The following is a 6,330-nucleotide window of genomic DNA, read 5'->3' on the forward strand; positions in this document are numbered from 1 at the left end:
TGTTTTAGCGCACCTGATCGAGCAAGCGCTTGCATTCCAGGAGATCGTAAAGCGCTTCCTGGAGAAGCGCACGATCCTCCTTGCCGACACTCGACTTGCCGACCGAAATTTCCGGCTGATCATCCTCGCCGCTGACGAAATTGAAGAAGCGGCGCGTGATCGGCGGCTTGGCGCGGCCGACGATCTGGTCCTCTTCCGCCATGGCGACGCGCGGTTCGCCTGCGACGGTATCGTTCAAGTTGCCCGAGAGCGCTTCGACGCTTGCAAGATCGCCGTGACCGACCGCGACGACAAACTTGTTGCCGTTGGTCTTCAGGAGCTTCTGCACGCCCTTGATCGTATAACCGTGATCATAGAGCAGATGGCGGATGCCTTTCAAAAGATCGACATCCTCCGGCCGGTAATAACGCCGGCCACCGCCACGCTTCATCGGCTTTATCTGCGGAAAGCGGGTTTCCCAAAAGCGCAGCACATGCTGCGGCAGGTCGAGATCATCAGCAACTTCGCTGATGGTGCGAAAGGCATCCGGGCTCTTGTCCAACGTCATACTGCTACGCGACCTCGCGGATCGATCCAAACGGCGACTCATCATATTTCAACGGTTTGGAGCCGCGAATTCAAGTCACGTCTTCGCGTTGCGCACAGCCAGAGGAGCTACGCGGCAAAAAACTTTTCCGTTCAGCGGAGAAAAAGATGATCAGGCAGCCGGATTTTGCGGCTTGGTTTTGCCCTTGCGGGCAACATGGGATTTGAGAATGCGCGTCTTGAGCACATTCGAGGCCTTGAAGGTCATGACGCGGCGGGGAGAAATCGGAACTTCCTCGCCGGTCTTCGGGTTGCGGCCGATACGCTCGTTCTTGTCGCGCACCTGGAAGGTTGCAAAGGAGGAAAGTTTGACGGTTTCGCCGCGCACGATGGCGTTGCAGATTTCGTCGATCACCGTTTCAACCAGCTCAGCAGATTCCGTCCGGGAGAGACCGACCTTCCGAAAAACGGATTCCGCCAGGTCTGCTCGCGTCACTGTCTTTCCGGTCATGGTTTCCCCGCCCAATAGAAAATATTTTGTGAAAGTGGACGAAGATTATTTGTCTTGTGCCTCACGGTCAAGCTCTTGTTCGCCGCCAGTTTTTTAGGATTTGCGCCTACCAGCGCAGCAAAACCGCACCCCAGGTGAAGCCGCCGCCCATGGCTTCCAGCATCACGAGGTCGCCCTTCTTGATGCGTCCGTCGCCGGCAGCCGTCGCAAGTGCCAGCGGAATGGAGGCAGCAGACGTATTACCGTGCAGATCGACGGTAATGACAACCTTTTCCGGGGCAATGTTCAGCTTCTTGGCCGAACCGTCGATGATGCGGCGATTGGCCTGGTGGGGGACCAGCCAGTCGAGATCATCTGAAGTCGTTCCGGTCGAATCGAAAGCGGCCTGGATGACGTCGGTAATCATGCCCACGGCATATTTGAAGACCTCGCGGCCTTCCATGCGCAGCTTGCCGACCGTACCCGTCGAGGACGGACCGCCGTCGACATAGAGTTTTTCTTTGTGCGAGCCGTCGGAGCGCAGATGTGCGGTCAGCACGCCGCGGTCTGCCGTCGTCCCCTCGCCTTCGGCTGCTTCCAGCACGATCGCGCCGGCGCCGTCGCCGAAAAGCACGCAAGTGGTGCGGTCATTCCAGTCGAGGATGCGGGAGAAGGTCTCAGCGCCGATGACGAGCACGCGCTTGGCAAGACCGCCACGGATATAGGAGTCAGCCGTCGTTACCGCATAGACGAAACCCGTGCAGACGGCCTGAACGTCGAAGGCGAAGCCATGCGCCATACCAAGACGATTCTGGATGTTGACAGATGTCGCCGGGAAGGTGTTGTCGGGCGTCGAGGTGGCACAGATGATCATATCGATATCATCAGGCGTCAGCCCGCCATTTGCGAGCGCGGCACGCGCTGCAGCCTCGCCGAGCGACGCCGTCGTTTCGTCATCGCCGGCAATGTAACGCTGCCGGATGCCGGTACGCTGGACGATCCATTCGTCCGACGTATCGACGACACCTTCCATTTCGCGGTTGGTCATCACGCGTTTCGGAAGTGCAGCTCCGAAGCCACGAACCACTGATCGGATCATATTGCTTGAACCCCGTCGCTCACGCGGCTTCCGGCCCCATCGGGGGCAGCCGCTTGGCATGATATTTTTTGAGATCGTTTTCTATTTTCTGGGTCAGGCCATTCTTGGCCATGTCATAACCGACTTCGATGGCCGCGGCTATGCCTTCGGCATTCGCTCCACCATGGCTCTTGATGACGATGCCGTTCAAGCCAAGAAACACGCCGCCGTTGACCTTGCTCGGATCAAGCTTCTCACGCAGCATGTCGAAGGCGCTCTTGGCAAAGAGATAGCCGATGCGGGCAAGCAGCGTGCGCGACATGGCGGCGCGCAGATAGGCGCCGATCTGCCGGGCCGTGCCTTCGGCCGCCTTCAGCGCGATATTGCCGGAAAAGCCTTCCACCACCACGACGTCGACCGTACCCTTGCCGAGATCGTCGCCCTCGACGAAGCCGGAATATTCGAGCGAATCAAGATTGGCCTCGCGCAGCAGGCGCCCGGCTTCCTTGACCTCTTCCTGGCCCTTGATTTCCTCGACGCCGACATTCAGCAGGCCAACGGTCGGACGCTCCACCTCGAACAGGGCTCGCGCCATGGCGCCACCCATGAGAGCGAAATCCATGAGCTGCTGCGAATCGGCGCCGATCGTGGCGCCGACATCGAGCACGATGCTTTCGCCCTTCATCGTCGGCCAGATGGCGGCGATCGCCGGGCGTTCGATATTGGCCATCGTGCGCAGACAAAACTTGGCCATCGCCATGAGCGCGCCGGTGTTGCCGGCGGAAACGGCGACATCGGCCTCGCCCGACTTCACCGCTTCGATCGTGCGCCACATGGTGGAGACATAGCGGCCGCGGCGCAGCGCCTGGCTCGGCTTCTCTTCCATGCTGACGGCAAGTTCGCAATCATGAAAGGTCGACTTTTCCCTGAGCTTGGGAAACTTCGCCAGAACCGGGTCGCACTGTTCCTTGATGCCGTAAAAGACGAAGGAAATATCCGGGTGCCTGTCCAGCGCCTTGGCAGCACCGGGGATGACAACCTGGGGACCAAAGTCGCCACCCATGAGGTCGAGAGATATTCTGATCACGCGTCCCTGATCCTTCTCTTTCGCCTCAAGGACGAAATTTCGGCCAAAATACCGGTTTTGGCGTCGCTTACAACTGAATTGTGGCAAATGCCGGAGATGCTTCAGTCCTTTTTCCAGTCCTTGAGCGCGGCGAATGCAGAGGGCTTCCGGTCATTTTCCCCCGTATCCTCGATATGGGCCGCGAACTCCACGCCTTCCTTGCGCGGATAAGGATCGATGGCAAGTGCTGCGAATTCTGCGACGACCTCACCGGCATCGATCGTATCGCCGGTAAAGATTTCCGGCAGGTCCGGGCCATCGGGATCCAGCACCATTTCACCGGTATCATTAGCCGGATGGCGGGCGAGCTTGGAATTTTCAGGCACGAAGATCTGCTCGAAGGTCTCGTCGATCTCGGATTCGACGGGCTCGAGGGTGACGATACAGGATTGGACGATCTTCGCCTGCACGCGTCCCTTGACGCGGATACCGTCGCGCTTCCATCTGTTGATCTGCAGTTCGGCACGGAGATTGTCCACCGACACGACGTTCCAGCTTTCGGCCAGCGCCTTCAGCTCATCCTTGTCGGCGCTCACGCGGACCTCGACCGGATTGGCGGAGATGTGTCCGACCTTGACCGGATAGGAAAAGGAAATCTCGCTCGGATCTTTCTTCATGATTCTACTCCTCAGGCGACCTCGGGAATCGTCGCCGAACCGGTGGCGATCGCCTCTTCGGGAATGGCCGACAAGTGGGCTTCCGCCGCCATCATCCATTGCGCGAGGCCGCTCATGTCGGCGGCCCCGGCGGTTTCGGGATAAATATTGCGCTGAAGCGCTGCGGAAAGAGCGGCGGCATCACCGGCATCCATAGCCTTCGAATAGGCTTCCAGCCGGCCATAGAACATGCCCGCGAGCTTCTTCATGCGCTTCGGCACGCTGTTGTCGCCGATGCCGAGTTCGCGAATCGAATAGTCGATATCCTGAAAGAAGGCATCGACGATTTCCTGGGCGATCTCCTGGCCGCTCGTCCCGGAGGTGCGGGTGCGGCGGAAAAACAGGATCATGGCGATCGACAGCATCTCGAAGCGGCCCATGACGGTATCGGGCACGTCAAGGCGCTCATAGAGCTCCGGCATGCGGGCAGCGGCCGTAAGAGCCGCATATTGCCGCTCGACGATGGTCTGGTTGCTGTTTCTCTTACCGAAGAGCCCGAAGATCATTTGTTTTTTCCGGAAATGCCGCATTCTTGGCGCCGAGCGGCACCGGGCCTTGTTGCATGATTTCGAAAGCTGGTTTACCGAAGCAGGCGCGAATTGCAATGCTGTTCGTGGCCGGTTTCGGGACAGGTGCGCTCCGGTGCACAACGAGGCGGATCGGGAGAGTTCGACCCCGGAATGGCCACAATGGTTTTGCAGGAGGAAGCACGCAGTATTTGGAATGGCTGCTATCGATACTCAAGGGAGTAGATGTCGTTGAAGAAACGGTATTTCAAGTCAGACATGAAATTCTTCAGCAATGCGGCCATAGCCATCATAATCGCCTCCACCACCGCCCTTTCAGGCTGCCAGACGAGCACCGTGCTGAACGGCGGCTATATCGTCGACCAGCAGTCGCTGGCGCTGGTGCCTGAGGGTTCCAGCCGCGAGCAGGTGCTGCTGTCGCTCGGTACACCGTCCACGACAGCAACCTTCGACGGCGAAGTCTTCTATTACATCTCGCAGCGCCGCCAACGCTCGATGGCCTACCAGAAGCTGCGCGTCACCGAGCAGAGCATTCTCGCCATCTATTTCGACAAGGACGGCGTCGTGACCCGCCGCGCCAACTACACCCTGCAGGACGGCAAGGTATTCGACACGATTGCCCGCGTTACGCCGACGGGCGGGCGCGAACTCACCTTCCTGCAGCAGATGCTGTCCGGCGGCAGCGCGGCCAATGCAGCCAAGAGCCTCTTCGGTGGCGGTGCCGGCGGCACACCGCAGAACCCGTCCAGCCTGCGCTAAAGCAAGCTGTTTCCCATACAGAAAACCCGCCGGAACGATCCGGCGGGTTTTTGTTCTGTTGGCTAGCGCGTCTTAATGCGCAAGAATCGCCAGCAGCAGCAACGCCACGATGTTGGTGATCTTGATCGCCGGGTTGACGGCGGGACCGGCCGTATCCTTGTAGGGATCGCCGACGGTATCACCCGTCACCGATGCCTTGTGAGCCTCCGAGCCCTTCATATGGCGCACGCCGTCCTTGTCGACGAAGCCGTCTTCGAAGCTCTTCTTGGCATTGTCCCATGCGCCGCCACCCGAGGTCATCGAGATCGCGACGAAGAGACCGTTGATGATGACGCCGAGCAGCGATGCGCCAAGTGCTGCAAAGGCCGACGCCTTGGAGCCGGAGATGATGAGCACGCCGAAATAGACGACGATAGGTGCCAGCACCGGCAGCAGCGACGGGATAATCATTTCTCGGATCGCGGCCTTGGTCAGAAGATCGACGGCCTTGCCGTAATCCGGCTTTTCCGTACCCTGCATGATGCCGGGCTTTTCCTTGAACTGCCGTCGCACTTCTTCGACGATCGCACCAGCCGCACGGCCGACGGCAGTCATTGCGATCCCGCCGAAGAGGTAGGGAATGAGACCTCCGAAGATCAATCCCGCCACCACATAGGGGTTGGAAAGATCGAAGGAAATTTCGCCGATGCCGGCAAAATAAGGAAACTTGTCGCCATTCGCCGCAAAATATTTGAGGTCATAGGAATAGGCCGCGAAGAGAACCAACGCACCGAGACCAGCAGAACCGATGGCGTAGCCCTTCGTAACAGCCTTTGTCGTATTGCCGACAGCATCAAGCGCATCAGTGGACTTGCGTACCTCTGGTGGTAGATGGGCCATTTCGGCGATGCCGCCGGCATTGTCCGTTACCGGTCCGAAAGCGTCGAGTGCTACGATCATGCCGGCGATACCAAGCATGGCTGTGACCGCAATACCGGTACCGAACAAACCGCCGAGCTGATAGGTGGCAAGAATGCCGCCGACGATGACGATTGCCGGAAGTGCCGTCGATTCCAAGGATACCGCAAGGCCCTGGATGACGTTGGTGCCGTGGCCGGTGACCGATGCCTGGGCGATCGAAACGACCGGGCGCTTGCCGGTGCCGGTATAATATTCGGTGATGACGACGA

Annotated in this window: 7 protein-coding genes and 1 pseudogene; 1 reads left to right on the forward strand and 7 read right to left on the reverse strand. The window is 59.1% G+C overall.

Features of this window, described 5'->3' with window-relative positions; genetic code table 11:
* Positions 1–4: 4 nt before the first annotated feature.
* The 6 genes and pseudogenes from AC1DTN_RS21610 to AC1DTN_RS21635 form a co-directional block, all read right to left on the reverse strand.
* Positions 5–547 (reverse strand): MerR family transcriptional regulator, encoded by a 543-nt coding sequence (locus tag AC1DTN_RS21610; protein ID WP_113324265.1) that lies wholly within the window; start codon positions 545–547, stop codon positions 5–7.
* A 150-nt stretch (positions 548–697) separates the two neighbouring features.
* Positions 698–1,036: an integration host factor subunit alpha gene (locus AC1DTN_RS21615; RefSeq protein ID WP_007819963.1), complete on the reverse strand. Its 339-nt coding sequence runs from the start codon at positions 1,034–1,036 to the stop codon at positions 698–700.
* A gap of 106 nt (positions 1,037–1,142) precedes the next feature.
* Positions 1,143–2,114 carry a beta-ketoacyl-ACP synthase III gene (locus tag AC1DTN_RS21620; RefSeq protein ID WP_439014566.1) on the reverse strand — a complete coding sequence of 324 codons (972 nt, stop codon included), beginning with the start codon at positions 2,112–2,114 and terminating at the stop codon, positions 1,143–1,145.
* A 19-nt stretch (positions 2,115–2,133) separates the two neighbouring features.
* Positions 2,134–3,180: a phosphate acyltransferase PlsX gene (gene plsX / locus AC1DTN_RS21625; protein WP_007819967.1), complete on the reverse strand. Its 1,047-nt coding sequence runs from the start codon at positions 3,178–3,180 to the stop codon at positions 2,134–2,136.
* A 101-nt stretch (positions 3,181–3,281) separates the two neighbouring features.
* A complete protein-coding gene (locus AC1DTN_RS21630) occupies positions 3,282–3,836 on the reverse strand; it encodes a YceD family protein (RefSeq protein ID WP_439014565.1) in 555 nt (184 codons plus the stop codon).
* A gap of 11 nt (positions 3,837–3,847) precedes the next feature.
* Positions 3,848–4,439, reverse strand: a pseudogene (locus AC1DTN_RS21635) (ubiquinol-cytochrome C chaperone family protein).
* A gap of 188 nt (positions 4,440–4,627) precedes the next feature.
* On the opposite strand from AC1DTN_RS21635, the gene AC1DTN_RS21640 reads away from it, so the two are divergent.
* A complete protein-coding gene (locus AC1DTN_RS21640) occupies positions 4,628–5,161 on the forward strand; it encodes an outer membrane protein assembly factor BamE (RefSeq protein WP_310382907.1) in 534 nt (177 codons plus the stop codon).
* A 72-nt stretch (positions 5,162–5,233) separates the two neighbouring features.
* Here the strand turns inward: AC1DTN_RS21640 and AC1DTN_RS21645 are convergent.
* Positions 5,234–6,330 (reverse strand): sodium/proton-translocating pyrophosphatase (locus AC1DTN_RS21645; RefSeq protein ID WP_477922510.1); only part of this gene is annotated, 1,097 nt, incomplete at its 5' end.

It is taken from the genome of Rhizobium sp. 01T444, assembly GCF_056398305.1.

Excerpts from the sequence above, each read along its gene's own strand:
- AC1DTN_RS21620 (WP_439014566.1), bottom strand. The coding sequence starts at position 2,114 with ATGATCCGATCAGTGGTTCGTGGCTTCGGAGCTGCACTTCCGAAACGC.
- AC1DTN_RS21640 (WP_310382907.1), top strand. The coding sequence starts at position 4,628 with ATGTCGTTGAAGAAACGGTATTTCAAGTCAGACATGAAATTCTTCAGC.
- AC1DTN_RS21610 (WP_113324265.1), bottom strand. The coding sequence starts at position 547 with ATGACGTTGGACAAGAGCCCGGATGCCTTTCGCACCATCAGCGAAGTT.
- AC1DTN_RS21615 (WP_007819963.1), bottom strand. The coding sequence starts at position 1,036 with ATGACCGGAAAGACAGTGACGCGAGCAGACCTGGCGGAATCCGTTTTT.
- AC1DTN_RS21630 (WP_439014565.1), bottom strand. The coding sequence starts at position 3,836 with ATGAAGAAAGATCCGAGCGAGATTTCCTTTTCCTATCCGGTCAAGGTC.